This is a genomic window from Saccharopolyspora galaxeae, assembly GCF_016526145.1.
In the GTDB taxonomy this organism is placed as follows: domain Bacteria; phylum Actinomycetota; class Actinomycetes; order Mycobacteriales; family Pseudonocardiaceae; genus Saccharopolyspora_C; species Saccharopolyspora_C galaxeae.
In genome coordinates, this window is record NZ_JADDUE010000007.1 from 14,636 (window position 1) to 40,537 (window position 25,902).

Sequence of the window (25,902 nt, forward strand, 5' to 3'; positions counted from 1 at the left end):
GGGTGCGCCGGGACGGCGGCATGACCCCACTCCTCCAGTGGTCCGCAATCGCGGAAAACCCGAGGAGTGGAGCGCCGTGTCAGCGCAACGTCGGATCCAGCGCGAGCGTCACCCCGGCCGCGCTCGGCTCGGCGCGCTCGATGTCGCAGTCCACCACCGGCAGCTCGCCGTTCACCGCGGCCAGCACGTCCTGCCGGACCCACGGCAGCGCCTCGTCGACGGGCACGTCCCGGCCGGCCTCGGCCGCCAGCGAAGTCACCCCGGCATCGCGGATGCCGCAGGGCACGATCCGGCCGAACGCGCCCATGTCGGCGTTGCAGTTCAGCTCCAGGCCGTGCATGGTCACGCCCTTCTGCACCCGGATGCCGATCGCGGCGATCTTGCGCTCCGGGAGGCCGTCCGCGGCGGGCAGCCACACCCCGCTGCGGCCCTCCACTCGGCCGGTGCGCACGCCGAAGCGCTCGCAGGTGCGGATCAGGCCCTGCTCCAGGCGCCGCACGTAATCCACCACGTCGATCGGATCGGCCAGGCCGAGGATCGGATAGCCCACCAGCTGGCCGGGACCGTGCCAGGTGATCTTGCCGCCGCGGTCCACGTCGATCACCGGCGTGCCGTCCTGCGGCCGGTCCTCCGGGGCGGTGCGCTTGCCCGCGGTGTAGACCGACGGATGCTCCAGCAGCAGCAAGGTGTCCGGACCGGACTCCGCGGCGCGCGCTGCGGACAGCTGCCGCTGCAGGTCCCAAGCTTCCAGGTAGTCGATTCTTCCCAGCTCGCGCACCTCGACCGGCTCGGCCGAAGCGCGGCATGACATCTCCGCACGACTCACGGCAGCCAGGCTACGCCCGGTGCGCGAGACGTCCGGGCGAACGCCCCGCGCACGTGTCGTGCGGCACGGGTCAGGCGATGGTCGACAGCGCGGCGCCGAGCGTCGGATGCGCGAAGGAGTAGCCGTGCTTTTCCAGCATCTCCGGCACCGCGCGCTGACCGGCGAGGATCGCCTCGTCGGCGACCTGCCCGAGCGCCGCGCGCAGCGCGAACCCGGGCACCACCCACGGCGCGGGCCGGCCCAGCGCGGCCGCCAGCGCGCGGGTGAACTCCGCGTTCGGCACCGGATCCGGCCCCGTCAGGTTCACCGGTCCGGAAACCTCGCGATTCTCGGCGGCGAACCGCAACGCGCCCACCTCGTCGTCCAGCGAGATCCACGGCATGTACTGCGAACCGTCGCCCAACCTGCCTCCCAGGAACAGCGAGAACAGCGGCTTGAGCTGGCCCAGCAGCCCACCCGACGGCGCGATGACCAGGCCGGTGCGCAGCAGCACCACCCGCGCGCCAGCGTCCAGCGCCGGACCGGTCGCGGCCTCCCACTGGCGGCACAGGTCGGCCAGGAAACCCGAGCCCGGCGGCGTCGACTCGGTCACCACCCGCTGCCCGGTGTCCCCGTAGTAGCCCACCGCGGAGCCGTTGAGCAGCGCCGGGACGCCCTGGCGGGCGACGGCCTCGGCGAGCACGGCGGTCGGGCGCACCCTGGAGGACACCAGCAGCTCCTTGCGCTCCGGAGTCCAGCGACGATCCGCCAAGCCGGCGCCGCAAAGGTTCACCACCGCGTCCGCGCCCGCCAGCGCACCGTCGTCCAACCGGCCTGCCGCCGGGTCCCAGCCGCGCTCGTCCGGGGCCTCCGGGGCTCGCCGGACTAGACGGACCACCTCGTGCCCACCCTGCCGCAGCGCCGCCACTAGGCTCGTGCCGATCAACCCGGACGAACCGGCGATTACCACTCGCATGGCCCGATCGTCCCGCAATGATCTCTCCCGCGCGAGGCGCTTTCCTGCGCCTGACGCGAAACGGGCCGCCCACCCGCAGGTGAGCGGCCCGCCGCCGGATCGATCACAATCCCGGCATCAGATGCCCAGATCGGCCTCGAACGCGCCGTCCTCCAGCCGCTGCTTGATCGTGTTGAGGAACCGCGCGGCGTCCGCACCGTCGACCAGCCGGTGGTCGTAGGACAGCGCCAGGTACACCATCGAACGGATCGCGATGGTGTCCCCGCCGTTCTCGTCGGAGACCACCACGGGCCGCTTCACGACCGTCCCGGTGCCCAGCATGCCCACCTGCGGCGGGTTCAGGATCGGGGTGTCGAACAGCGCGCCGCGGCTGCCGGTGTTGGTCAGCGTGAACGTGCCGCCGGAGAGCTCGTCCGGCTTGATCTTGTTGCTCCGGGTGCGCTCGGCGACGTCGGAGATCTTGCGGGCCAGCCCGCCCAGGTTCAGATCACCGGCGTCGTGGATCACCGGCGAGAGCAGCCCGCGCGAGGTGTCCACGGCGATCGAAAGGTGCTCCGAGCCGTGGTAGGTGATCTCCTTGTTCTCCTCGTCGATGGAGGCGTTCAGCTTCGGGTGCAGCTTCAGCGCTTCCACCGACGCCTTCGCGAAGAACGGCAGGAAGGACAGCTTGATCCCTTCGGAAGCCTCGAAGGAGTCCTTGGCCTTCTGCCGCAGCCGCGCGATGCGGGTCACGTCGACCTCGATCACCGTGGTCAGCTGCGCGGCCGTCTGCAGCGACTCGACCATGCGGCTGGCCAGCACCTGGCGCAGCCGGGACATCTTCTGCGTCGTGCCGCGCAGCGCCTGAGCCTCCTCGGACGGCTCGGTGCGCGGGGCCGGAGCGCTCGGCGCGGCCGCTGCCGGGGCCTGCTCGGCGGCCGGGGCGCCGTTGCGCGACTTCGCGGCGTCCACCGCGGCCTGCACGTCCTGCTTGCGGATGCGGCCGCCGACCCCGCTGCCCTGGATCGTGGACAGGTCGATGCCGTGCTGGTTGGCCAGCTTGCGCACCAGCGGGGTCACGTACGGCGTGCTGCCGGACGGGGCCTGACCGGCTGGCTGTTGCTGAGCGGGCTGCTGCTGCGCGGCTGGCTGCTGGGCCGCGGGCTGGGCCTGCTGCGGCTGGGCCTGCTGCTGGGCGGGCGCGGCTTGCTGGGCCTGCGGCGCGGGCTCCGGCTCCGGCTCCGGCTGCGGCTCCGGGGCCTGCTGCTGAGCGGGCACCGACGCTTCCGCGGCCGGCGCGGGAGTCGGCTCCGGCTGCGTGGCGGCCGCGGGCTGCGCCGGGGCGGCGCCCTGCTCACCGACCACGGCCAGCTTCGCGCCGACCTCGACCGTGTCGTCCTCGCCCGCCGCGATCTCCAGCAGCGTGCCTGCCACCGGCGACGGGATCTCGGTGTCGACCTTGTCGGTGGAGACTTCCAGCAGCGGTTCGTCGACCTCGACGGTGTCGCCGATCTGCTTGAGCCACCGGGTGATCGTGCCCTCGCTGACGCTCTCGCCGAGAGCGGGCATCGGCACGTCGGTGCCCTGCGCCGAACCGCCCGAGGACGGCGCGGCGGGCTGCTCCTGCTGCGCGGACGGCTGCGCTGCTTCCTGCTGCGGCGCTTGTTGCTGCGGCGCTGCCTGCTGGGGAGCTTCCTGCTGGGGTGCCTCCTGCGCCGGGGCGGACTCCCCGCCCGCAGCGCTGTCACCGATCACGGCGAGCTGGGCGCCGACCTCGACCGTGTCGTCCTCCTGCGCGACGATCTGCTGCAACACGCCTGCGCTCGGGGACGGGATCTCGGTGTCGACCTTGTCGGTGGAGACTTCCAGCAGCGGTTCGTCGACCTCGACGGTGTCGCCGATCTGCTTGAGCCACCGGGTGATCGTGCCCTCGCTGACGCTCTCTCCTAGCGCGGGCATCTGGACGGAGAAGGACATCGGTCGCTGACTCCTAGTGCGGTGTGGCGGGGTGTGGTGCGGGTGCGGGACCGGGCGCGGCTCAGCCGTGCACGTGCAGCGGCTTGCCTGCCAGCGCCAGGTGGGCCTCGCCGAGCGCCTCGGTCTGCGTGGGGTGGGCGTGCACCAGCGGTGCCACGTCCTCCGGCAGCGCCTCCCAGTTGTAGATCAGCTGGGCTTCACCGATGAGCTCGCCGACCCGGTCGCCGACCAGGTGCAGGCCCAGCACCGGACCGTCGGCGGCGCGGACCAGCTTGACCGCCCCGGCCGTCTTCAGGATCTGGCTCTTGCCGTTGCCCGCGAGGTCGTAGGTGAACGTCTGCACCTCGCCGTACTGTTCCTTGGCCGCGGCTTCGGTCAGCCCGACCGAGGCGACCTCCGGGTGGCTGTAGGTGACCCGCGGGATGCCCGCCTCGTCGATCGGGGCCGGGTTCAGCCCGGCGATCTCCTCGGCGATGAACACGCCCTGCTGGAACCCGCGGTGCGCCAGCTGCAGCCCCGGCACGATGTCACCGACCGCGTACACCCCGTCGAGGCTGGTGCGCAGCCGGTCGTCGGTGGTGACGAAGCCGCGCTCCATCGCGACCCCGGCCTCCTCGTAACCGAGGCCCGCGGTGCTCGGCCCGCGCCCGACCGCCACCAGCAGCAGGTCCGCGTCGAGCTGGTCGCCGCTTTCCAGGCTCACCGAAACGCCGGAGTCGGTCTGCTGCGCGCCGGTGAACTTCACGCCGGTCTTGAACTTGATGCCGCGCTTGCGGAACGACCGCTCGAGCTGCTTGGAGGCGAACTCGTCCTCGTTCGGCACCAGGTGCGGCAGCGCCTCGACGATCGTGACCTCGGCGCCGAAGGAGCGCCACACGCTGGCGAACTCCACGCCGATCACACCGCCGCCGAGCACCACGACCTTGTCCGGCACGTAGTCCAGGTTCAGCGCTTCCTCGCTGGCGATGACCCGCCCGCCCAGCTCCAGGCCCGGCAGCGACTTGGAGTACGAGCCGGTGGCCAGCACGACGTTCTTGCCGGTGTAGCGGGTGCCGCCGACATCGACGGTGTTGCGGTCCACCAGCTTGCCCGCACCCTCGACCAGCTGGACCTGGTGCGCCTTGGCCAAGCCCTGCAGGCCCTTGTGCAGCTTGGTGACGACGCCGTCCTTGTAGGAGTTGACCCCGTTGATGTCGATGCCCTCGAGCGAGGTCTTGACGCCGAACTGATCGCCGTCGCGGGCCGAATCGGCCACCTCCGCGGCGTGCAGCAGAGCCTTGGTGGGAATGCACCCGCGGTGCAAGCAGGTCCCACCGAGCTTGTCCTTTTCGATGAGGACGACGGACAGGCCCAGCTCAGCCGCGCGGAAAGCGCAGGCGTAGCCGCCCGAACCGCCGCCGAGAATGACCAGATCGGCGGACGTGTCGGTCACTTCGCACTCCTCGACAGCCATCGTTGACTCGCTTCGGTGCCGCCCGGCCCGGCTGTCGCACGAGGCGCGGAACACCCGGGAGACATCTTGTCACCACCCGAAGGAACGATGCGACGTGGGCTCGCCGGGGATCAGCGGAACGTGCCGGATGCCACTGGATCGTTTTCGGCGCATTCTCAGCCTCCGCTCAGCGTCGCGGTGGCATCATCGCGAACAGGAGTTGCACGAGTCGGCGGAACGCCGTCCGGCCTGGTACCCGGCGGCCCGCGACGCTCGCGGGAAGGCGAATGCGGTGGGACTGTTCGATCGTTTCCGGCGACGGCGGCGCCCGGCCGGATCGGCCACTTCCCGCGATTCCGAGCACCTGCGTGCGTGGGCGGAAGGTCATTACGGCGTCGAGGCTTTCCTGGAGCCGCGAACCAACGTCACCGAAACCACGTTATTGCTGGTCGCGCATGACGGGGAATGGACCAGGCGGCGAGTGGACGGGCCGCGCGCGGCGTTCCGGTTCGCCCACCGGCTCGGGATGCCCTGCTACGAGGTCGCCAAGCTCGGCTACCCGCAGCGGATGCGGGATTACCAGGCGCGGCAACGGATCCTGCGGCGGCGCGAACAACGCCGCAGAGACCTCGGGGACATCGGCTAGGAATGTGCGTGCTCGGCGGCGCCACTGCGAAGAGTTCCGCAACGCGCGTGCGCGCGCCGTCGCGACTGGGTCGCTAGTTCGCGACTCGCGTGGACGGGACCAGGCGCACCGGGAAGTTCACCGATTTCGCGACGTAGCACAGCTCGTGCGCCCGCCGGTGCAGCGCCTCGGCCGCATCGACGCTGGCCAGGTCCTCGACGGCGACCTCCGGGTTGAGCACCACTTCGCTGAACTGCCCGGAACCGTCGGAGTTCTCCGCCAGCGTGCCGCGCGCCCGGTCGTGGTAGCCGATCACGACGACGCCGTGCTCGGCCGCCAAGTGCAGGAACCACAGCATGTGGCACTGCGACAGCGAGGCGACCAGCAGTTCCTCCGGGTTGTAGCGGTCCGGATCGCCGAGGAAGGCGGGGTCCGCGGATGCCTCGATGGAGTTCTTGCCGGGGGAGCGGACCTCGTGGGTGCGCTCGTAGCTGTGATAACTGCTGGTCCCGGCGCCGGTGTTGCCGGTCCACACCACCTCGACCGCGAAACCGTGCCGAGTCGGTGCGGTGCCGTCCGGTCTGCTGCGCCCGCTGGGTTCGCTCACCCGGCCATCCTGGCATCGCCCGGGGCCGGTGTGGACTCCTTTCGCGGATGAGTTCACACCGGCCCCGGGCGGAGCCACGTCAGAAATCGCGGTCACACCGGCAAGGGGCAGCGAGAAGGCCGCCGAGGTAGGTGTGTCAGCCGTTCTCGGCGATGTCGGCCAGCACGGCCGCGATCGTGCGAACCGGCACGCCGGTGCCGCCCTTCGGGGTGTAGCCCCACGGCGAGTTCGAGTTGTACGCCGGGCCCGCCACGTCGAGGTGCGCCCACGGCAGCTCGCCTGCCACGAACTCCTGCAGGAAATGGCCCGCCGCGAGCATCCCGCCCCAGCGGTGCCCCGGGACGTTGGCGATGTCGGCGAGCTTGGAGTCCAGGTCGCCACGCAGCTCGTCCGGCAGCGGCATCGGCCACGCGCCCTCGCCGGAAGCCTGCGAGAGCCGGGCGACCCGGTCCCGGAAGTCCTCGCTGCCCATCACCGCCGGGGTGCGCTTGCCCAGCGCGACGACCTGCGCACCGGTGAGCGTCGAGGTCTCGATCAGGTAGTCCGGCTCGTCCTCGGCGGCGCGCACCATCGCGTCGGCCAGGATCAGCCGGCCTTCCGCGTCGGTGTTGAGCACCTCGACGGTCTTGCCGCCGTACATCGTCAGCACGTCGCCGGGCCGGTAGGCGTTGCCGGAGGGCATGTTCTCCACCATCGGCACCGTGGCGGTGACCTCCAGCGGATAGTTCAGCTTCGCGACCAGCACCATCGTGGCGATCACCGCGGCGGCCCCGGACATGTCCGAGGTCATCTCGTCCATCGTGGCGGCGGGCTTGAGCGAGATGCCGCCGGTGTCGAAGGTGACGCCCTTGCCGACCAGCGCGACCTTCTTCGCCGCCTTCGGCCCCTTGTGCCGCAGCCGCACCAGCCGCGGCGGGCGGGTCGACCCGGCGCCGACGCCGAGGATTCCGCCGTAACCGGCCTTGCGCAGCGCCGCGTCGTCGAGCACCTCGACCTCCAGCCCGGCCGAGCGGGCCAGTTCCGCGGCGCGGTCGGCGAACGAGGCCGGGTACAGGTCGTTCGGCGGGGTGTTGATCAGGTCGCGGGCCGCGCCGACCGACTCGCCGATCACCGAGCCGCCCTTGAGCGCGGACTTGGCCGCCTCGTCCTTGGCGTCCGGCACCACCACGTCGACCTTGGCCACCGGGTCGTCGCCGCGTTCGGACTTGTACTGCCGGAACGAGTAGGCGCCGAGCACGGTGCCCTGCACCGCCGCGGACAGGTCGAGCGCACCGAGGGTGGTCGCCGCGTGCGAGAAACCGGCCAGCGCGCGGGCCGCGGCACCGGAGGCGCGGCGCACCGTCTCCCCGGTCGGTGCTTCGCCGGTGACCTTGCCGAGCCCGGTGGCCAGCAGCACGTCCGCGCGCAGGCCGTTGCCCGCCGGGAGCTTGACCACCTCGTCGGCCTTGCCGGTCGCGCCGAGCGTGCCGAGCACCTTCGCCAGATCACCGTCGAACCCGGCCGCTACCTGCTCCGAGCCCGCGGCCAGCTCCGGTCCGTCGGCCCCGGCGACGATTCCGATGACCAGGGCCTCGACGGTCAGCTTCGCGGCGCTGGTGTCGGTGAGGGCGAGTTTCGGCGTGCTCACGTGTGCTTCCTCCGGGAGGTTCGCCTTCGATGGCGGGTTGAACGCTGCAGGACGGGCCTGACCTGGTCGGTCGCCCTTCCGCCACTCTAGAACGCCGCTGGGATCCGGTCGGCGGCAGCGGGTGGCTCGCCTCGCGGCCGCGGGAGGTCCGTGCCCTGCCGCGAACTTGCGGCATTCGGCGAGCTTAGCGCCCTCGCGATCATCGGGCAGCCGCATTGCGCCAAGAGGCCGCCGAGCGCGCATCAGCGGCATCCGCTCGTGCGTAGGCTTTCGGCGCAGGGCTCCGACGGCCGGAGCCGTCGGGTGCGGTGGGTTTTGCGAAGGTGGTCGCGTGGCGGAACGGTTCGCACGGACAACGGCGGCTCCGCCCGCTGCGGCGCGGACCGGGCCGCAGGCGGCCGAGGCGCTCCCGGTGGTGCTCGGCGGAATGCTGGGCGCGGGCCTGCTGACCGGTCTCGCGCCCGCGGCGCTGGCCGCGGGGCGGTTCCTGCCGCTGGCCATCCCGGTCGCCTTGGTCACGGCGGCGTGCTGCGCGCTCGCCTCGGCGCACCAGTCCGGCAGCTATCGGGGACCGGGAGCGGCGATCGCCTGCACTCGCGCGCGGCTGGGCGTGCTGCCCGGCCGGATCGGGGCGAGCACCGCGCTCGCCGGGCAGCTGGCCGGGCTGGCGGCGGTGGCCCGCGTCGCCGCGGAGCACGCGGTGCCCGCTGCTCCGCCGGGGTCATCCGCGGTGGTCGTGCTGCTGGTGGTGCTGGCCGCGACCGCAGGACTGCGCATCCGCGGCACTGCGGCGTGGCTGTGGCTCGGGCTCACCTGCGCCGTGCTCGGTGTGGTGATCGCGGCCTGCTTCGCGATCGAGCCGGCCGCCGCGCCCGCGGCCGGGATGCCGCAGGGCGACGCCGGTATCGGGATCACCGGAGCGGCCGCGTTGCTGTTCTTCGGCTTCCTCGGATTCGAGCGCCTCACCGCACCCTCCGAGGACCGGGACCGGCAACGCGGCGTCGTCGTCCGATGGGGGACGTCGGCGGCGTTGATCGTTGCCGCGGTGCTGATGTGCGTGCTGGCCTTGGCGCTGCTGCACCAGCTCGGCCCCGCGCGGCTGGCGCTTTCGGACCGGCCGCTGCTGGACGCGCTGGACGCCGCGGGTGCGAGTGACCTGCGGCGACCGGTCGGGCTCGGCGCCGGCCTCGCGATGCTTCCGGTGCTGCTGGCGCTGTTGGAATCGCTGCGTTCCACCGCGCTGTCGGTGCAACGCGAAGGCGACCTGCCGCGGGTGCTGGCCCGCGACGGCCGCTACGGCACGCCCTACCTGCTGGACCTGGGCTGCGGGCTGCTCGCCGCGGCGGTGTCGGTGCTGGTGCAGCCAGCGGCGGCGATGGCGTTCGCGGCGTGCTGCCTGCTGGTGCACCATGCGCTGGCCAACGCCGCGGCCCGGGTGCTGCTGGCGAGCGATCAGGTGTGGCGGATGCGCTCGGCCTGCCTCGGCATGGGGTTGGCGGTGATCCTGGCCATGAGCATGTCGATCCATGCCATGCTCGCAACGTTGGTGGTGGTCATCGCGGGTCCGCTGGCCGCGGGCCCGATCGCACGGCGCTGGAGATGACGAATGCTCGAAGGCAGTCCGGAACGCGGGAAGTCCGGCATCGCGCAGGCGGAGTGGCCGCCCGGCGCGGAGATCCTCTACCGCTTCTGGCGCCTCGACGGGTCGCTCGGGACCGTGCACCCCGCGCGGGTCGTCGAGGACGCGCCGGACCGGACGCTGTGCTGGGTTCCCGCGGGCACCCCGATCCGCATCACGACCTCGCCGGACGGGCGCAAACCCCGGGAGCTGCCGATGCACGAGCGGTTCTCCGGCGTGCGCGTCCCAGCGCTGTCGGTCTGGCACGGCACGCCCACGCTGCGGATGGTCTCCGCGTGGCACTGGTCGTCGGTGTGGTGGTTCTTCGAGCCGGACGGGGAGTTCCGCAACTGGTACGTGAACCTGGAGGTCCCGCTGGGCCGGGACGACACCGGTGTGGACCGCGTGGACGGGGTGCTGGACCTGGAGGTCTTCCCCGGCGGCCGCTGGGCGTGGAAGGACGAGGACGAGCTGGCGCCCGCGCTGGCCGCAGGCCGCATCGACGAGGCGCACCTGCGCCGGTTGCGCTCCGAAGGGGAGCGGATGGCGGGACTCGCCGAAGCGGGCCGGTTCCCGTTCGACGGCAGCTATTGCGACGCCCGGCCCGACCCGTCCTGGCCGCTGCCCACGCTGCCCGCCGAACTCGTGCGGTGATCGGAGCCGGTCGGCGATTCCATCGCGGGTCCGGTTTCACCGCGACGTACGGGTGACAGTTACAGCGCGAGGAAGAAGAACAACCCGAACAGCGCCGTGAGCGCGGCGATCCCGCCGACGCTGCCGCCGCGCAGATCCTTCGGGAAGAACGAGTGGTGCTTGCCGTACCACCAGAAACCCCAGAACGCGACGGCCGCCACGCCGACGACCGCGCCGAACACTCCCAGCCACGCGTAGCCCCACAGCACCAGGAGCCCGCCGCCCAACGGCATCAGCAGTCCGAGCGCGGCGGCCAGCGCGTCCTGCTGCACCGTCGTCGGCCCGGTCGTCGCGGGCACGTCGTTCTGATGGGTCATGCCGACATCATAGAGCGTCGCCGTGAAGGGTTGGCGCGGATTCTTCCGGACAGTTCTGCGGCACCGCCGCGGATCGATTCGCCACGGGGGCGGCACGTCCGATCGCGGTCCGTTCCCGGGCCAGGAAACTCTGCTGCTGCTGCGGGAAAACTCGGAGGCCCGACCGCTGCAGTCCCGGTATCCACTGCTCGGAGGCGCGCGATACGGTTGCGCCATGAGCGAAGACCTCTCGTTTTCCCGGTTCCCCAGTTCGCGTCCGGCCACCGATGGGCAACGGGCCGAGGTACTGGCTAACCCGGGTTTCGGGAAGTTCTTCACCGACCACATGGCGACCGCGCGCTACTCCGCCGAGCGGGGCTGGCACGACGCGCAGGTCGAGGCGTACCACTCGCTGGAGCTGGACCCGGCGACCACCGTGCTGCACTACGCGCAGGCGATCTTCGAGGGCCTGAAGGCGTACCAGCAGCCCGACGGCTCGGTCGCTGCGTTCCGCCCGGACGAGAACGCCCGCCGCTTCCAGCGCTCCGCGCGGCGGCTGGCGATGCCGGAGCTGCCGGAGCAGGTGTTCCTGGACTCGCTGCGCGAACTCGTCGCCATCGATCGGCAGTGGGTGCCGGAGGCGGGCGAGAGTTCGCTGTACCTGCGGCCGTTCATGATCTCCACCGAGGTCAGCCTCGGGGTGAACCGCCCGGCCAGTGAATACCTTTACGCGTTGATCGCCTCACCGGCCGGTTCGTACTTCGCGGGCGGGATCAAGCCGGTGACGGTGTGGCTCAGCCACGAGTACGTGCGGGCCGCGCCCGGCGGCACCGGCGCCGCGAAGTTCGCCGGCAACTACGCGGCCTCGTTCGCCGCGCAGGCCGAGGCCGTGGAAAACGGCTGCGACCAGGTCGTCTGGCTGGACGCGGTGGAGCGCCGCGCGGTCGAGGAGATGGGCGGGATGAACCTGTTCTTCGTGCTCGGCTCGGGCCATGGCGCGCGGCTGGTCACCCCGGAGCTGTCCGGCAGCCTGCTGCCCGGCGTGACCCGGTCGTCGCTGCTGGAGCTCGGCGCGGATCTGGGCTTGCAGGTCGAACAGCGGCGGATCACCACCGACGAGTGGGAGAAGAAGGCCCGCTCCGGCGAGCTGACCGAGGTCTTCGCCTGCGGCACCGCCGCGGTGATCACGCCGGTCGGACACGTCAAGCACCAGGAAGGCGAGTTCACCATCGCCGACGGCGAGCCCGGCCCGGTCACGATGCGGCTGCGCGAGCGCCTCACCAAGATCCAGCAGGGCGCCGAGCCCGACGAGCACGGCTGGATGACCAAGCTCGCCTGAGCGGCTCCGGAACGTCCCACGGCGCCTTTCCGCTGGTCGGAGAGGCGCCGTTGCTTTCGTCCCGGGTCGTTGTCGGGGGCGCGGAGTAGCTTCTCCCGGTGAGGCACATCACTCACTGGGGAGCAACCATGCCGAACGCACTACTGATGATCGGAACCCGCAAGGGACTTTGGCTGGCGCGGCGCACCGGATCGGGCTGGGACGTGACCGGACCGCACCTGCCGATGGCCGAGATCTACGCGGTGGCCGTGGACACCCGGCGGCGCGCGCCGCGGCTGCTGGTCGGCGCGTCCAGCACGCACTACGGGCCGAGCGTGGTCACCAGCGACGACCTCGGTGCCAGCTGGCAGGAACCGGACGCGGCGCCGATCGCGTTCCCCGCCGACACCGGCGCGGCGCTGGAGCGGGTGTGGCAGCTCGCGCCCGGGCCGGTGGACCAGCCCGAGGTCGTCTACGCGGGCACCGAACCCTCCGCGCTGTTCCGCTCGGAAGACCACGGCCGGACCTACGAGCTGGTCCGCGGGTTGTGGGACAACCCGGACCGGGAGCACTGGACGCCGGGTTTCGGCGGGATGGCCGTGCATTCGGTGCTGCCGCATCCGCACGACCACCGGCGGGTGGTGGTCGCGATGTCCACCGGCGGCGTCTACCGCACCACCGACGGCGGCGGGAACTGGGAGGCGAGCAACCGCGGCGTGCGGGCGTACTTCTTCCCGGAGGACGAATACCCGCGGTTCGGCCAATGCGTGCACAAGGTCGCGCAGCACCCGGCCAAACCGGAGCGCTATTTCCTGCAGAACCACCACGGCGTGTACCGCAGCGATGACGCGGCCGAGTCCTGGCAATCCATCGCCGACGGCCTGCCCAGCGACTTCGGGTTCCCGATCGTGACGCACCCGCACCGGCCGGACGTGATCTACGGCTTCCCGCTGACCGCCGACGCAACGCGCTACCCACCGGAAGGCCGGTGCCGCGTGTACCGCAGCGAGGACGCGGGTGATTCGTGGACCGCGCTGTCCGAGGGCTTGCCGGAGCGGTTCTGGTCCGCGGTGATGCGCGATGCGCTGTGCGTGGACGACGCCGACCCGGCAGGCGTGTACTTCGGTTCCCGTTCCGGTGAGGTCTTCGCCAGCGCCGACGACGGGGACAGCTGGGAACGGGTGGCGGACCACTTGCCGGACGTGATGTCGCTGCGCGCGGCGGTGTTGTGAGTCCTCGCAGGCGTTTCGCCGACCTGGTCGATCGCGGCCGACGGGGCATACGTCAGAAAGCGCGGTCACACCGGCAAGGGGCAGCGAGGAAGCCGCTGAGATTCCGCTACCGGCACCGCTACGCAAATCATCCTGAAAGAACTTCTTAGAGATCCGGAACCTTCTCGAGGTGATCACGATGCAGGTGACGTTGGTGTTGCCGCGGATGTTGCAGGACAAGGCAGGGGGAGTCGCGCGGCTGGACCTCGACCTGGACGGCGACCCGACGCTGGACGGGGCGCTGGACGTGGTCGCGGCGCGGCATCCGGCGTTGGAGCGGCGGCTGCGGGACGAGAGCCGCGCGCTGCGCCGTTACGTCAACTTCTACCTGGACGGGCAGGAGTGCCGCGGGCTCGCCGGGGCGGGTTCGCGGCTGCGGGAAGGCGCCGAGATCCAGGTCGTGGCCTCGGTCGCGGGCGGTTGATCGGCGCTGCTCAGCCCAGCGCGGTCACCGCGAGCACGACGGTGCAGCCCAGCTCGGCGGCGGCGCCGAGCACGTCGCCGGTGATCCCGCCGAACCTGCGGCGGGTGTGCGCGCTGAACGCGGCGAGCGCCGCTGCCGCCAGGACGACCGCGAGCGGGCCGAGCCATCCGAGGCCGTGCCACCCGGTTCCGGGCAGCCAGAACGCGGCCGCGGCGAGCAACAGCCACCAGGCGACCACGGTGCCGATCGGCTGCGAGGACGCGACGAGCGCTCCCATCCCTTCCGGCCGCGCCGCGGGAATGCCGCGCCGGCAGCAGAGCACGAAACCGGCGCGGCCGACCGCGCAGGCCAGCACCACCGCGGCCCACCGGCCGGACGCGGCGATCTCCGCGAACGCGGTCGCCTGCACGCCGATCACCACGATCAGCGCGACCACGGCGAACGGGCCGGTTCCGCCGTCGCGCATCACGCTCAGCGCGCGTTCCGGCGGGCCGTAGCAGCCGAGGCCGTCCACCGCGTCGGCCAGCCCGTCGACGTGCATTCCTCGGGTGACCAGCACCAGCGTCGCCACGGTGAGCAACCCGGCCAGCAGCGGCGGCGCGCCGAGCGCGGTCAGCGCCCACAGCACGGCCGCGCCGCACACTCCCACGAGCACGCCGACCAGCGGAGCGAGCGTGATCGCCCGGCGGCAGGCGTGTTCGTCGACGGTGCGGGCGGGCAGGGGGAGCACGGTCAGCCACGACACCGCGAGCCGCAGGCCGTTCACTGCGTCCTCGCGTGCGTGATTGCTGCGCTCACCGCGGATACTGCCGTGCTCGGCTGACCGGTACGGAGCCGACCGCGGCTGGGGTGATCAGTGCAGCGCTGATCGGTGCGGGACCGACCAGCGCCGGGCTGCCCGGTACCGCGCTGACCGCTGCGGGGCTGACCGGTGCAGCGCTGACCAGTTCCCGGACCGGATCTACGCTGATCAGCAAGCCGCCGACCGGCGCAGGGAAGAACACCCCGCACCTCAGAGTTCCTGCTCGGCCGGATCCGGGCCGGCGGCTTCCGCGGCGGTGGGGCCGCCCACTCCGGCCTCGCCGAACGTCGCCATCTCCGCCAGCACCCGCACCGCCGAGGTGAGCACCGGCAGCGCGGTCAGCGCCCCGGCGCCTTCGCCGAGCCGCATCTCCAGGTCCAGCACCGGGCTCAGGTCCAGGTGCTCCAGCACCGTCGAACCGCCCGGCTCCGCGGAGCGGTGCCCGGCCAGCCACCACTGCCGCGCTCCGGGCGCGAGTTCTTCGGCGACCATGGCCGCCGCGCCGACCACGACCCCGTCCAGCAGCACCGGCGTGCGGCGCACCGCCGCCTGCGCGAGGAATCCGGCGAGCGCGGCGATGTCGGCCCCGCCGGAAGTGCGCAGCAACGCCTCCGGGTCGTCGATGACCTTGCGGGCGCGGCGCAGCGCGTCCCGGATCGCGGCGGTCTTGCGCATCCACGCGCGGTCGTCGATGCCGGTGCCGCGGCCGACGACCGCGACCGGCTCGATGCCGGTGAGCGCGGCGATCAGCACCGCGGCCGGGGTGGTGTTGCCGATGCCCATGTCACCGGCGATGAGCAGGTCCGCGCCCGAGTCGACCTCTTCGTCGGCGACGTCGCGCCCCGCCTGGATCGCGGCGCGGGCCTGCTCCGGGGTCAGCGCGTCCTCGCAGTCGATCGCGCCGGAGCTGCGCCGGACCTTGCGCGCCGCGACCACGTCCGGGGTGTCCGCGTCCACCGCCAGGTCCAGCACCCGAACCGTCGCGCCCGCCCCGCGGGCGAGCGCGTTCACCGCGGCCCCGCCGTCGAGGAAGTTGCGCACCATCTGCCCGGTGACCGCGCTCGGGTAGGCCGACACGCCCTGCCGGGCGACCCCGTGGTCGCCGGCGAAGACCACCACGCGGGGCCGGGTGAACTGCCGCGGCGGGCAGCTTCCCTGGCGGGCCGCGGCCCACACGCCGAGCTCTTCCAGCCGCCCCAGCGACCCGGCCGGTTTGGTGAGCTGCTCCTGCCGGGCCACCGCCTGCCGCCGCGCCTGCTCGTCCGGGGCCTGCACGGCGCCGAAGCGGATCGGGGTGTTCTCGGTGGACAAGCGTTACCTCCGTTGTTGCGGGCGAGCGTTGTCGCTGGTCAGCGCAGGGTCAAGGGGACGCCGGCCACCAGCAGCAGCACCGCGTCGCAGTCCTCGGCGAGCCGGGCGTTGAGGGCGCCCAGGCGGTCGCGGAAAAGTCTTCCAGACCTGGTGGCGGGCACGATCCCGAGCCCGACCTCGGCCGAGACCAGCACCAGCCGCGCCGCGCACTCGGCCACCGCGGCCGCCAGCGCGTCGCAGTGCGCGTCGACCGCGCGCATCGCCGCGGGGTCGCGGTCCCAGGCCGAGGCGTCGTCGAGCACCCCGGTCAGCCAGGTCGCGAGGTCGTCCACCAGCAGCGTCGGGCCGTGCTCGGTGGCGGTGCGCAGGGCTTGCACCAGCACTTCGGGGTCGCCGGCTTCGACGGTGCGCCACGCTGCCGGGCGGCGGGCGACGTGCGCGGCGATGCGTTCGGTCCACTCCGCGTCGGACGGGTCCTGCCGGGACGTCGCGAGGTAGCTGACGTCCTCGGCGGCCACCAGCCCCTCGGCGTGCGCGGACTTGCCCGACCTGGCGCCGCCGAGCACCAGCGTCCGCCGCGCGGGCTCGCCTGCGGGCACGGGCGGACCTCCTGCGATCGTGCGGACAACCGCACGGCACGCTACCTGCCCGCCCCTCGGCCGGGTGAGCGGAGGCGTTCGCCGCGGAGCTTCCGGGCGGCGGACTCAGTGCGAGCTGGTCCGCCGCGGGTCGCTGGTGACGAGATCGCCCAGCACCTCGTCGATCCGGTCCAGCACGTCCTCGCCGAGCTGCACGCCACTGGCGGCCGCGTTGTCCCGGACCTGCTCCGGCCGGGACGCGCCGATGATCGCCGCGGAGACGTTCGGGTTCTGCAGCACCCACGCCACGGCGAGCTGCGCCTGCGACAGGCCCAGATCCGCGGCGATCGGCTTGAGCTGCTGCACCGCGTTCAGCACCTCGTCCCGCAGCCAACGCGAGATCATCGTGGAACCGCCGCCCTCGTCGGTGGCCCGCGACCCGGCGGGAGGCTGCTGACCGGGCAGGTACTTGCCGGTGAGCACGCCCTGCGCGATCGGCGACCACACGATCTGCCCGAGCCCTTCGCGCTCGCTGGCCGGGACCACCTGCGGCTCGATGACCCGCCACAGCATCGAGTACTGCGGCTGGTTCGAGATCAGCGGCACCGACAGCTCGCGCGCCAGCTCGGCACCGCGGGTGATCTGCTCGGCGGTCCACTCCGAAACGCCGATGTAGAGCGCTTTGCCCTGGCGGACCAGGTCGGCGAACGCGCTCATCGTCTCTTCCAGCGGCACCGTGTGGTCGAAGCGGTGCGCTTGGTAGAGGTCGACGTAGTCGGTCTGCAACCGCCGCAGCGAGGCGTTGCACGACTCGATGACGTGCTTGCGCCCGAGGCCGCGGTCGTTCGGTCCTTCACCGGTGGGGAAGTAGACCTTGGTGCAGATCTCCAGGCCCTCCCGGCGCTGCCCGGACAGCGCCCGGCCGAGCACCGATTCGGCCTTCGTCCGCGCGTACACGTCGGCCGTGTCGAACGTGGTGATCCCGGCGTCGAGCGCGGCCTGCACGCAGTCGCGCGCGGCGTCCTCCTCGACCTGCGATCCGTGCGTGAGCCAGTTGCCGTAGGCGATCTCGCTGATGGAAAGTCCGCTGTCGCCGAGCCGTCGAAACTCCATGGATCCGACCCTATGCCGCGGCCGCGGGGTCCAACATCCGCGGAAATCCGGGTCCGGCCGCGGGGATCGCCCAGCCGCCGGAGAGCTCAGCCGCCGGAGAACTCAGCCGCGGGAGAACTCAGCCGCGCGAGAGCTGGGACACCCGCTGCGGGCTCAGCCCGAGAACGGTTGCCACGTCCCGCCCGGTCATGCCGGATTCCTTCAGGTCCAGCACGGCCCGGCGGGAGAGCTTCGCGGCCTTCTCCTGCGCCTCCTGCGCTTCCCTGGCGGCCCGCCGGGCGGCCAGGATCTCCCGCTCCAGCTCGCTGTCCAGCGCGAAGTGCACGTCGACGGCGATCTCCGCGGCAGGCACCTGCAGCGCGGCCGCGACCATGTCCGCGGCCAGGTCGCGGGCCTCGGAGGCGGTCCGGCCCCGCGTCGCGCCGATGCCGTCCACTTCGACGACCCAACGAGGACCGGGCCCCTGCGGTCGCACCGTCGCCTCGTACCGATTCACTTCTGTCACCTCTCCGGCGAGCCCCCGAGCTCGTTGCACGCTGGTCTTGGGGCGCGGCGGAAGCGGCGGCGCCCGCGCGGACTCAGCCGATCTTCTGGAAGTCCTTCGGCGTGTACCGCGGGCGCGGCACCCGCAGCCTGCGCAGCTGCATGGCCCGGGTGAACGCGTACCAGCCCAGCGCCAGCGGCCGGTCGGTGTGGTCCGGGAACTTCTCCCGCACCCGCTTGTTCACCGCACGGCCCAGCAACGTGCCCTCGAACAGCATCACCAGCAGCAGCACCAGGCACACCAGCGTGGCGTACTGCTGCACCAGCATGTTCTGCACCAGCGTGGTGGCGAACACGACCAGCACCAGCGGCATGAACGCGCCCATCACGTGCCGCCGGGTGTCGACGATGTCGCGCACGTGCTGGCGCACCGGGCCCTTGTCCCGCGGCATGAGGTAGCGGTCGTCGCCGGCCATCATGCGCTCGCGGCGTTCCTTCGCGGCCTTGCGGCGCTCGTCCTTGTTGCCGCGGTTGCGCCGCATCGCCTCCCGCTGGTTCTTCGGCGGCGGGGCGACGGGACCGCGCTTGCGGGTCTCGGCGTCGCGCCGCTTCGGCGTGGGGCGGCCCTTGCCGGGGGTGTGGTCGCGGGCGGTCTCCCCGGTGACCTCGCCGTCCTGCGTCGAGGGGTCGGCGGTCGCGGTCTGCTCAGCGCTGTTTCGGCGAAGGAACCTCACCCCTACAGGGTATTCGACGGGCTGTCGCGCCAGGCACGGCACGGGCGCGGTCCGTGCCGGGATCGTGATCGAGATTCGGCCCGCCGGGTGCCGCAGGCCCGGTGCGGGGACGTTCACACCAGCACCGGCGCGTTCTGTGCCACCATGGGAGGCAGGTAATCCGATACGGACTCGCCCCCGAGCTGATCAGCCGAGCGGAGCGCCCGCGGCGGAATAGCTCGGGTCGGCGTCGACGTTGCACGTCAGGCCGGAAGCGGACGAGCGAGACCCCTAGGGAGAGTCATGACGACCGCCCAGACCATTGAGAGCGAGGCTCCCTCGCACGGTGTCACCCTCACCGACTCCGCGGCGCAGAAGGCGAAGGCGCTGCTGGAGCAGGAGGGCCGCGACGACATGCACCTGCGCATCGCCGTCCAGCCCGGCGGCTGCGCCGGCCTGCGGTACCAGCTGTTCTTCGACGAGCGCGCACTGGACGGCGACGCGCGGCGCGGGTTCGACGGGCTCGACGTGGTCGTCGACCGGATGAGCGCCCCGTACGTGCAGGGTGCGGTCATCGACTTCGTCGACACCATCGAGAAGCAGGGCTTCACGATCGACAACCCGAACGCGGGCGGCTCCTGCGCCTGCGGCGACTCGTTCCACTGACGCACCCGCGCGCACGACGGGCCGGTCCTCCTGGCGGAGGGCCGGCCCGTTTCGCGTTCGGCTCGGCGTGCGCCGGGCTTGGTGCGTCCGGCCGGGAGGGTCAGGCCGCGACCACCCGCACGGTCTCGTCGCCGAGGGTCACCAGGTCGCCATCGCCGAGCTGACGTCCGCGCCGGACCTCCACCTCGTCGTTGACCAGCACCTCGGCGTCCTCCAGCAGGGCTTTCGCCTCCGCCCCGTGCTCGGCGAGGCCGGCCAGCTTCAGCAGCTGACCCAGCCGGATGGTGCCGTCCCGGATCTCGACGTCGCGCATGGCGCACATTCTCCCGCCCGCCTCGCGGACCGCTCCGGCGGCCCGCGGGAAATTCGCTGCGCAGACACGTTCCCTGTTTACGGAGACGGCTGATCGGCGCATTGCGGGTCGGCCCCGGAGCTAATGGAATCGCATTCGGAATCGATTAGGAGGATTTCGTTGCGATTATCAGCTCTGGCGCTGGCCGCTGGAATGGCGGCGGTAGCAGCGCTACCTGCGTGCGCCGCACCTGAGCCGCCCAGCGTTCTCGGGCAGGCGAGCGCTGTCGGGCAGACCAGTGCTCTCGGACGGACCAGCGCTCTCGGACAGGCCGGAACTCCCGGACCGGGCACCGCTGCTGCGCAGTCCGGTGCTCCCGCGCAGGCTCCCGCACCGGCAGTGGCCCCGGCGAACGGGCCGATCATCCAGATGTTCCAGTGGCCCTGGGAATCGGTCGCGCAGGAATGCACCAGCAACCTCGGGCCGTCGGGCATCGGCGCCGTGCAGGTCTCGCCACCGCAGGAGCACGTGCAGCTCGCCGACCAGGCGCACCCCTGGTACCAGGACTACCAGCCGGTCAGCTACCAGCTGCAGAGCCGCCGCGGCGACCGCGAGCAGTTCGCGGCGATGGTCCGCACCTGCAACTCGGCCGGTGTGCAGATCTACGCGGACGCGGTGCTCAACCACATGACCGCGGGCAGCTCGGACGAGCACGGACCGGGCAGCGCCGGGTCGACTTACTCGAAGTACGACTACCCGGGTGTCTACCAGGACGGCGATTTCCACGGGTGCCGCCGCAACATCGAGGACTACAACAACGCCGAAGAGGTCCGGACCTGCGAGCTGGAAGGGCTCTCCGATCTCAAAACGGAGTCCGACGCGGTCCGCTCGAAAGCGGTGGCCTACCTCAACGACCTGATCAGCCTCGGCGTCACCGGCTTCCGCATGGACGGCGCCAAGCACATGGCGCCGGAAGACGTCGGCGCGATCGCCGGTGCGGTGGACAACCTGCCGGGCACCGACCGCAAGCCGTACGTCTACCAGGAGGTCATCGCGGATCAGGCCGCGCCGACCAGCAATTACACCGGTAACGGCGACGTCACCGAGTTCGCCTACCACCACAAGATCAGCGACGCGTTCAAGAACGGCGACATCGCCGGGCTGCGCAACACGCCGGACGAGATGCCCACGCCCTCGGACCAGGCCGTCGTGTTCGTGGACAACCACGACACCCAGCGCAGCGAGCCGACGCTGACCTACAAGGACGGCGCGGCCTACGACCTGGCGAACGCGTTCATGCTCGCCTACCCGTACGGCACGCCGAAGCTGCTGTCCGGGTTCGGCTTCGACAACAGCGATGCCGGTCCGCCCGCCGACCAGAACGGGACCACCAGCCCGGCCTCCTGCGACGACCAGGCGTGGGTCTGCTCGCACCGCAGCCCGCTGATCACCGGGATGCTCGGGTTCTACAAGTCCGTGCAGGGCAAGGACCTGGTGAACTGGTGGGACGACGGTTCCGGGAAGGTCGCGTTCGGCCGCGGCGACGCCGGGTTCCTCGCGATCAACCGCGGGGGCGAGCAGTGGCAGCAGAGCCTGCAGACCTCGCTGCCGCCCGGCACCTACTGCGATGTCGCGCACGGCTCGTTGCAGGACGGTCAGTGCACCGGAGGCACCGTGGAGGTCTACCAGGACGGCAAGATCAACGTCACCGTCCGGCCCGACGAGGCGGTCGCCCTGCACGCGGGGCAGAAGCTGAGCTGAGGCAGCGGCGGGGGTGCTCGTCCGGGCACCCCCGCCATCCACCCGGCACGATCGCGCAAGAGCTGAGCCCGGCGGATCCCCGGTAGGACGAATGGCTCGGCGGTGGTGGCGCGACGCCGTGGTGTACCAGCCCGCGGCAGCCCGACCTGAACTGGCGGAACCCGCAGGTGCGCGCGGATTCCGGGAAACGCTGCGGTTCTGGCTGGACCGCGGGGTGGACGGTTTCCGGTTCGACGTGGCGCACGGGATGATCAAGCACCCGGAGCTGCCCGACCTGGGTTCCGCCGCGTGCTGGCGTTCCTGCGGCCTCCGCATTTCGCGTGCGCGGTGAACTTCGGCGCCGAGCCGGTCGAGCTGCCGGGCCGGACGCTATTGCGCAGCGGCGGATTCCGCGGCGACGGGGAAGCCGAGTCCGCCGTTCTCCCCGGCGACACGGCCGTGTGGCAGCAGCGCTGAGCATCCGTCAAAGATTTTCGATGAGCACTGCCGAAATGGTCTGTTCTTGCCAAGATCTTTCGTGATCTGATCTCCTCGATCGGCCGTGATCGCCGCGGCGCGGTGCGTCCAGGCGCGGCCGAATCCGCCGGTAGGCGCTGGTCAGCTGCCGGAAACGCAACGAGGCCGCCCCGGCCTGGGGGCGGGGCGGCCTCGCGGTGCTCGTGATCCGCACTTGCGGCGATCGGCGCCTGCTCGCGGGCAGGCGCCGGCCGCTCAGAGCTTGACGGGGTAGTGCGGCTCGGGAACCTCCGGCGCCAGCCGGCCCTCCACGAAGATCCCGTGCCAGAGCATGAACACCAGCAGTGCCCACAACCGGCGGCTGTGGTCGAGCACCCCGGAGCGGTGCTCCTCCAGCAGTTGCAGGATCGCGGTCTTGTTCAGCAACCGCTCGGTCTGCGACTGCTGGATGATGTTGCGCGCCCAGTCGTGCATCTCGTCGCGCAGCCAGTGCCGGATCGGCACCGGGAAGCCGAGCTTGCGGCGGTTGAGCACGTGCGCCGGAACGACCTGCTGCAACGCCTGCCGCAGCGCGTACTTCGTGGTCTCGCTGGTGATCTTCTGCTCCAGCGGGATGCCGCTGGCCACCCGGAACACCTCGGAGTCCAGGAACGGCACCCGCAGCTCCAGCGAGTTCGCCATCGTCACCTTATCCGCCTTGACCAGGATGTCCCCGCGCAGCCAGGTGAACAGGTCCACGTGCTGCATCCGGGTCACCGGGTCCCAGCCCGCCGATGCCCGGTACGGCGCCGCGGTGATGTCCCGGTGCGACACCCCGGGATCGAACCCTTCCATGATCGCGGCCAGCTGGTCGTCCCGGAAGATCCGCGCGTTGCCGTAGTAGCGGTCCTCCAGCGACAGCGCCCCGCGGCGCAGCAGGTCCTTGCCCCGCACGCCCTCCGGCAGCGCGGTCGAGACCCGGCCCATCGCCTTGCGCAGCGTGCCCGGCACCTTCTCGAACGGCGCCAGCGACAGCGGCTCGCGGTAGATCGAGTAGCCGCCGAACAGCTCGTCCGCGCCCTCGCCGGAGAGCACGACCTTGACGTGCTGGCGCGCCTCGCGGGCGATGAACCACAGCGGCACCAGCGCCGGGTCGGCCACCGGATCATCCAGGTACCAGATGATCAGCGGTAACGTCTCCATCATCTCCTCGGCGGAGACGGTGCGGATGACGTGCTTGACCCCGATCGCCGCGGCCGACTCGGCGGCCACGTCCACCTCCGAGTAGCCCTGCCGCTCGAACCCGGTGGTGAAGGTGATCAGGTTCGGGTTGTGCTCCTTGGCCAGGCAGGCGATCGCGGTCGAGTCGATCCCGCCGGACAGGAACGCCCCGACGGTCACGTCGGCGCGCATGTGCTTGGCCACCGAATCCCGCATCACGTCGACGATGTCGTCGTGCAGCCGCCGCGCGTCGGCGTCGGTGTTCATCGTGCGGCTGTGGAAGTTCGGCACGAAGTACCGCTCGGTGACCAGCTTGCCGCCGGGGGAGATGGTGAACGAGGTGCCGGACTCGATGCGGCGGATGTTGCGGTGCAGCGTCTCCGGCTCCGGGACGTACTGCATCGTCAGGTAGTGCTGCACCGCCTTGTGGTCGATGTCCTCGTCCAGGCCGAGCGTGGTCGACAGGTGCAGCAGGCTCTTCTTCTCGCTGGCGAAGGCCGTGCCGCCGGGCCCGGTCGCGCAGAACAGCGGCTTGATCCCGAACGGGTCGCGGGCGCCGAACACCACGCGCCGCTCGCTGTCCCAGATCAGGAACGCGAACATGCCGCGCAGCCTGCCCACCATCGAGGTGCCCAGGTAGTGGTAGGCCGCGATGATCGATTCGCTGTCGCCGTCGGTGCCGAACCGGGCGCCGTACTGCTCGGACAGCTCCGCGCGCAGCTCCAGGTAGTTGTAGATCTCGCCGTTGAACAGGATCGTGTAGCGGCCGGGGTTCTCCGGCGGACCCCAGCTCAGCGGCTGGTGCGAGTGCTCCAGGTCGATGATGGACAGCCGGTTGAACCCGAAGACGGCTTCACCGCCGTGCCAGGTGTCGCTCTCGTCCGGTCCTCGGTGCCGCTGGCAGGGCAGCGCTTTGGCCACGGCGTCGACGGCGAAACCGGCGTTCTCTTCAGTGGGACTGACTAGTCCAAGCAGGCCGCACACGCTCTCGTGCACCTCTCGCGTCGGCGATGGATAGGCTCCGCGCCGCCGGCGGGTGCTCGGCGGGCGGAAGCCCCAAGTATGCCGGGTGCTCCGTCGCCGCCTGCACGCGCGTGCTCGTAGCCGCGCCTCCGGTGATCGGTCCGGCGCAGCTCCGCGATCACCCGGTCGTGCTGTGCGGATCTCGGTGATGTGCAGCTCACCCCGCCACCCCGAAGGAGTATCGCGGCTACTGCTGGGCTAGGCTCCCCGCAGCATTCCGGCCGCGGGGCCGCGCGGTGCGCAGCGCGCCCCGGCATCCCGGCGGCACGGGTTGGATCACGCAGCGAGGAGGCGTCGCGCAGTGGGCTTGCGGCAGCAGCACGGGCGCCTGAAGGAGGGGACCCGAGTGCCACGGCTGGTCAAAGTCGCCGGGCTGGTGGGCCTGGTCGCGGTCGCGGCCACGGGCTGTTCGGCCGATGAGGTCCTGCGGTTCGGCTGGCCGCAAGGGGTCACCCCGCAGGCGGAGTCGATGCGCCAGCTGTGGACCTGGTCGGTGATCGCTGCGCTGGCGGTCGGTGTCCTGGTGTGGGGCCTGATCTTCTGGTCGGTGGCCTTCCACCGCAAGAAGAGCGAGGAGCTCCCGCGGCAGTTCCAGTACAACGTGCCGCTGGAGGTCATCTACACCGCCGTCCCGTTCGTCATGGTCGTGGTGCTGTTCTACTTCACCGCGGTCACCCAGAACTACGTGATGGCCAAGCCCGCGAACCCGGACCAGCGGGTCAACGTGGTGTCGTTCCAGTGGAACTGGGAGTTCAACTACCCCGGCCACAAGACCCCGGACGGCCAGCCGGTCCGCACCGTCGGCAGCAGCAGCGAGATCCCGCTGCTGGTGCTGCCGACCAACGAGCGGATCGAGTACAACCTCAGCTCGACCGACGTGATCCACTCGTTCTTCGTGCCGGAGTTCAACTTCAAGCGGGACACCTTCCCGCACCCGGACAAGAACGACCAGGACAGCAGCTTCCAGAACACGATCCAGCGCGAAGGCTCGTTCGTCGGGCGCTGCGCGGAGCTGTGCGGCACCTACCACTCGATGATGAACTTCGAGGTCCGCGCGCTGTCCCCGGACAAGTTCGACAGGTACATGGACTTGCGGAAACAGACCAACCCGGCCACCGGCGAGTACTACACCGCGGCCGAGGCGTTGGGTGCGATGAACTGCGGTGAGCTGTGCTCGCCGCGGGCGGTGACCTCGGTGCCGTTCGACACCGACCGCACCTCCGGTGAGGCATCCACCATCGGCGGCAGGTCGGCAGGCAACTGAGGCCGTCGCACGGCGCGAGAGTGAGGACTCCATGAAGGTCGAAGCGAAGATCTTCAACATCATCACGCTGTTCTTCTTCCTGTCCGCGGTGGTCTACGGGCTCTGGTCCAAGGAGCCGGTGGGCACGGTGGCGCTGGTCCTGGTCGGCGGGTTGTCGCTGCTGATCGGCAGCTACTTCAACTTCGTGGCGCGGCGCATCGAGACCCGGCCGGAGGACAACCCGGACGCGGAGATCAGCGACGGCGCCGGCGAGCTGGGCTTCTTCAGCCCCGGCAGCTACTGGCCGGTGGGCGTGGCCGCCTCGGCGGCGTTCGCCGGTGTCGCGCTGGCGTTCTTCCACACCTGGATGATCGTGATAGCCGTCGGAACGATCTTGATCACGGTCGCCGGCCTGGTCTTCGAGTACCACACCGGGCCGAACCACGAGTGAGTTCCGCGAACTCCGCGCCCCCTGGACCTCGCCGGTCCGGGGGGCGTTTCGCCGTTCGGCGGGGGTTTCGAGCCGCTCGGCGGGCTCGCACCGCCGAGCGGCGGACTCGCCGGAGGACGAGACCGCTCGGGGACCGCGTCCGAGCGCTTAGGATTTCCCCGG

Annotated in this window: 25 protein-coding genes and 1 pseudogene; 11 read left to right on the forward strand and 15 right to left on the reverse strand. The window is 71.4% G+C overall.

Annotated elements, in window-relative coordinates:
- Window positions 1–79 precede the first annotated feature (79 nt).
- The 4 genes from lipB to lpdA all read right to left on the reverse strand — a co-directional run bounded on the left by lipB (window position 80) and on the right by lpdA (window position 5,169).
- Window positions 80–811, reverse strand: coding sequence for a lipoyl(octanoyl) transferase LipB (gene lipB / locus INP57_RS16730; protein ID WP_200071488.1), 732 nt, complete (start codon window positions 809–811; stop codon window positions 80–82).
- A gap of 85 nt (window positions 812–896) precedes the next feature.
- A complete protein-coding gene (locus INP57_RS16735) occupies window positions 897–1,781 on the reverse strand; it encodes a TIGR01777 family oxidoreductase (protein ID WP_200071186.1) in 885 nt (294 codons plus the stop codon).
- Between the two features lie 117 nt (window positions 1,782–1,898).
- On the reverse strand, window positions 1,899–3,737 hold the full coding sequence (gene sucB, locus INP57_RS16740) for a 2-oxoglutarate dehydrogenase, E2 component, dihydrolipoamide succinyltransferase (RefSeq protein WP_200071187.1): 1,839 nt from the start codon (window positions 3,735–3,737) through the stop codon (window positions 1,899–1,901).
- Between the two features lie 61 nt (window positions 3,738–3,798).
- Complete coding sequence (gene lpdA / locus INP57_RS16745; protein WP_200071188.1) at window positions 3,799–5,169, reverse strand: dihydrolipoyl dehydrogenase; 1,371 nt, start codon at window positions 5,167–5,169, stop codon at window positions 3,799–3,801.
- Between the two features lie 292 nt (window positions 5,170–5,461).
- Between lpdA and INP57_RS16750 the strand changes: the two genes are divergently transcribed.
- Window positions 5,462–5,815, forward strand: a complete 354-nt coding sequence (locus INP57_RS16750) for an oxidoreductase (RefSeq protein WP_200071189.1) — start codon at window positions 5,462–5,464, stop codon at window positions 5,813–5,815.
- Between the two features lie 73 nt (window positions 5,816–5,888).
- Here the strand turns inward: INP57_RS16750 and INP57_RS16755 are convergent, their stop codons facing one another.
- On the reverse strand, window positions 5,889–6,401 hold the full coding sequence (locus tag INP57_RS16755; protein WP_200071190.1) for an OsmC family protein: 513 nt from the start codon (window positions 6,399–6,401) through the stop codon (window positions 5,889–5,891).
- Window positions 6,402–6,537: 136 nt separating this feature from the next.
- A complete protein-coding gene (locus INP57_RS16760; RefSeq protein WP_200071191.1) occupies window positions 6,538–8,028 on the reverse strand; it encodes a leucyl aminopeptidase in 1,491 nt (496 codons plus the stop codon).
- A 331-nt stretch (window positions 8,029–8,359) separates the two neighbouring features.
- On the opposite strand from INP57_RS16760, the gene INP57_RS16765 reads away from it, so the two are divergent.
- A complete protein-coding gene (locus tag INP57_RS16765; RefSeq protein ID WP_233627745.1) occupies window positions 8,360–9,631 on the forward strand; it encodes an APC family permease in 1,272 nt (423 codons plus the stop codon).
- Window positions 9,632–9,634: 3 nt separating this feature from the next.
- Window positions 9,635–10,300, forward strand: coding sequence for a ribonuclease FAU-1 family protein (locus INP57_RS16770; RefSeq protein WP_200071192.1), 666 nt, complete (start codon window positions 9,635–9,637; stop codon window positions 10,298–10,300).
- Between the two features lie 59 nt (window positions 10,301–10,359).
- On the opposite strand, the gene INP57_RS16775 is transcribed toward INP57_RS16770, so the two are convergent.
- Entirely contained in the window at window positions 10,360–10,656 is a 297-nt protein-coding gene (locus INP57_RS16775; RefSeq protein WP_200071193.1) for a hypothetical protein, read from the reverse strand.
- 214 nt (window positions 10,657–10,870) lie between these two features.
- Between INP57_RS16775 and INP57_RS16780 the strand changes: the two genes are divergently transcribed.
- From INP57_RS16780 to INP57_RS16790, 3 genes are all read left to right on the forward strand, one after another.
- Window positions 10,871–11,974 carry a branched-chain amino acid aminotransferase gene (locus INP57_RS16780; RefSeq protein ID WP_200071194.1) on the forward strand — a complete coding sequence of 368 codons (1,104 nt, stop codon included), beginning with the start codon at window positions 10,871–10,873 and terminating at the stop codon, window positions 11,972–11,974.
- A 128-nt stretch (window positions 11,975–12,102) separates the two neighbouring features.
- Window positions 12,103–13,185 carry a WD40/YVTN/BNR-like repeat-containing protein gene (locus tag INP57_RS16785; RefSeq protein ID WP_200071195.1) on the forward strand — a complete coding sequence of 361 codons (1,083 nt, stop codon included), beginning with the start codon at window positions 12,103–12,105 and terminating at the stop codon, window positions 13,183–13,185.
- Window positions 13,186–13,363: 178 nt separating this feature from the next.
- Window positions 13,364–13,648, forward strand: a complete 285-nt coding sequence (locus INP57_RS16790; RefSeq protein ID WP_200071196.1) for a MoaD/ThiS family protein — start codon at window positions 13,364–13,366, stop codon at window positions 13,646–13,648.
- Between the two features lie 10 nt (window positions 13,649–13,658).
- Here INP57_RS16790 and cobS read toward each other — a convergent pair whose 3' ends face one another.
- The 6 genes from cobS to INP57_RS16825 all read right to left on the reverse strand — a co-directional run bounded on the left by cobS (window position 13,659) and on the right by INP57_RS16825 (window position 18,669).
- Window positions 13,659–14,414: an adenosylcobinamide-GDP ribazoletransferase gene (cobS, locus tag INP57_RS16795; protein ID WP_200071197.1), complete on the reverse strand. Its 756-nt coding sequence runs from the start codon at window positions 14,412–14,414 to the stop codon at window positions 13,659–13,661.
- A 246-nt stretch (window positions 14,415–14,660) separates the two neighbouring features.
- Window positions 14,661–15,761, reverse strand: coding sequence for a nicotinate-nucleotide--dimethylbenzimidazole phosphoribosyltransferase (gene cobT / locus INP57_RS16805; protein ID WP_200071199.1), 1,101 nt, complete (start codon window positions 15,759–15,761; stop codon window positions 14,661–14,663).
- Window positions 15,762–15,799: 38 nt separating this feature from the next.
- Complete coding sequence (cobU, locus tag INP57_RS16810; RefSeq protein WP_200071200.1) at window positions 15,800–16,360, reverse strand: bifunctional adenosylcobinamide kinase/adenosylcobinamide-phosphate guanylyltransferase; 561 nt, start codon at window positions 16,358–16,360, stop codon at window positions 15,800–15,802.
- 105 nt (window positions 16,361–16,465) lie between these two features.
- Complete coding sequence (locus tag INP57_RS16815) at window positions 16,466–17,452, reverse strand: aldo/keto reductase family protein (protein ID WP_200071201.1); 987 nt, start codon at window positions 17,450–17,452, stop codon at window positions 16,466–16,468.
- Window positions 17,453–17,570: 118 nt separating this feature from the next.
- A complete protein-coding gene (locus tag INP57_RS16820; protein WP_200071202.1) occupies window positions 17,571–17,948 on the reverse strand; it encodes a hypothetical protein in 378 nt (125 codons plus the stop codon).
- Window positions 17,949–18,030: 82 nt separating this feature from the next.
- Window positions 18,031–18,669 (reverse strand): DUF3043 domain-containing protein, encoded by a 639-nt coding sequence (locus INP57_RS16825; RefSeq protein WP_200071203.1) that lies wholly within the window; start codon window positions 18,667–18,669, stop codon window positions 18,031–18,033.
- A gap of 282 nt (window positions 18,670–18,951) precedes the next feature.
- Here INP57_RS16825 and INP57_RS16830 point away from each other — a divergent pair, with 282 nt between their 5' ends.
- Entirely contained in the window at window positions 18,952–19,314 is a 363-nt protein-coding gene (locus INP57_RS16830; RefSeq protein WP_200071204.1) for a HesB/IscA family protein, read from the forward strand.
- Between the two features lie 100 nt (window positions 19,315–19,414).
- Here INP57_RS16830 and INP57_RS16835 read toward each other — a convergent pair whose 3' ends face one another.
- Window positions 19,415–19,627: an RNA-binding S4 domain-containing protein gene (locus tag INP57_RS16835; RefSeq protein WP_200071205.1), complete on the reverse strand. Its 213-nt coding sequence runs from the start codon at window positions 19,625–19,627 to the stop codon at window positions 19,415–19,417.
- Window positions 19,628–19,786: 159 nt separating this feature from the next.
- Here INP57_RS16835 and INP57_RS16840 point away from each other — a divergent pair, with 159 nt between their 5' ends.
- Window positions 19,787–21,367, forward strand: a complete 1,581-nt coding sequence (locus INP57_RS16840; protein WP_233627746.1) for an alpha-amylase — start codon at window positions 19,787–19,789, stop codon at window positions 21,365–21,367.
- A 131-nt stretch (window positions 21,368–21,498) separates the two neighbouring features.
- Window positions 21,499–21,647: pseudogene (locus tag INP57_RS29620) on the forward strand (alpha-amylase family glycosyl hydrolase); the annotation flags it as partial.
- A 431-nt stretch (window positions 21,648–22,078) separates the two neighbouring features.
- Here INP57_RS29620 and asnB read toward each other — a convergent pair.
- Window positions 22,079–24,007 carry an asparagine synthase (glutamine-hydrolyzing) gene (gene asnB / locus INP57_RS16850; protein WP_200071207.1) on the reverse strand — a complete coding sequence of 643 codons (1,929 nt, stop codon included), beginning with the start codon at window positions 24,005–24,007 and terminating at the stop codon, window positions 22,079–22,081.
- Between the two features lie 385 nt (window positions 24,008–24,392).
- On the opposite strand from asnB, the gene ctaC reads away from it, so the two are divergent.
- Both ctaC and INP57_RS16860 read left to right on the forward strand, forming a co-directional pair.
- Window positions 24,393–25,310 carry an aa3-type cytochrome oxidase subunit II gene (gene ctaC, locus INP57_RS16855; RefSeq protein ID WP_200071208.1) on the forward strand — a complete coding sequence of 306 codons (918 nt, stop codon included), beginning with the start codon at window positions 24,393–24,395 and terminating at the stop codon, window positions 25,308–25,310.
- A 31-nt stretch (window positions 25,311–25,341) separates the two neighbouring features.
- Window positions 25,342–25,740: a cytochrome c oxidase subunit 4 gene (locus tag INP57_RS16860; RefSeq protein ID WP_200071209.1), complete on the forward strand. Its 399-nt coding sequence runs from the start codon at window positions 25,342–25,344 to the stop codon at window positions 25,738–25,740.
- Window positions 25,741–25,902 lie beyond the last annotated feature (162 nt).